General features: G+C 40.2%; 1 protein-coding gene. It reads left to right on the top strand.

Features of this window, described 5'->3' with window-relative positions; all coding sequences use genetic code 11:
* A partial coding sequence (locus WMO75_RS19835) for an RNA-guided endonuclease InsQ/TnpB family protein (protein WP_349078898.1) occupies positions 1 to 510 on the top strand: 510 nt, incomplete at both ends.

Here is a 510-nt window from a genome sequence, read left to right as displayed (position 1 = left end):
AATATCCGATGTTCTACCGGAACACAGAGAAAAAGCTTGCACGGGAACAGAGAAAGCTGTCCAGATGTCAGAAAGGCAGTCAGAATTATAAGAAGCAGAAGAAAAGAGTTGCACTGTGCCATGAAAAAATCCGAAATCAGAGAAAAGATTTTCAGCATAAACTCAGTGCCAGTCTTGCCGAGAGCTTCGATGCAATATGCGTGGAAGATCTGAATCTGAAAGGGATGGCAGGAGGATTTCATCTTGGAAAAGGCGTACATGATAATGGATATGGCCTGTTTCTGTCTATGCTGGAATATAAACTGGAGGAACGCGGGAAGTATCTGATAAAAGTAGATCGATATTTTGCATCAAGTATAAGAAGCAAGATTTGCAGTGCATGTGGAAAGAAAAAAGAAAAATTGTCTTTATCTGAAAGGATCTATTACTGTGAATGCGGACACAGAATGGACCGTGATGTAAATGCAGCAGTGAACATCATGAATGAGGGAAAAAGAATCTTTGCAGAAT

The sequence above is a fragment of the Blautia intestinihominis genome, from assembly GCF_040096655.1.
Classification (GTDB): Bacteria; Bacillota; Clostridia; order Lachnospirales; family Lachnospiraceae; genus Blautia_A; species Blautia_A intestinihominis.
Note: the sequence above shows the minus strand (reverse complement) of the source record. Positions and strands in the feature narration are given on the sequence as shown.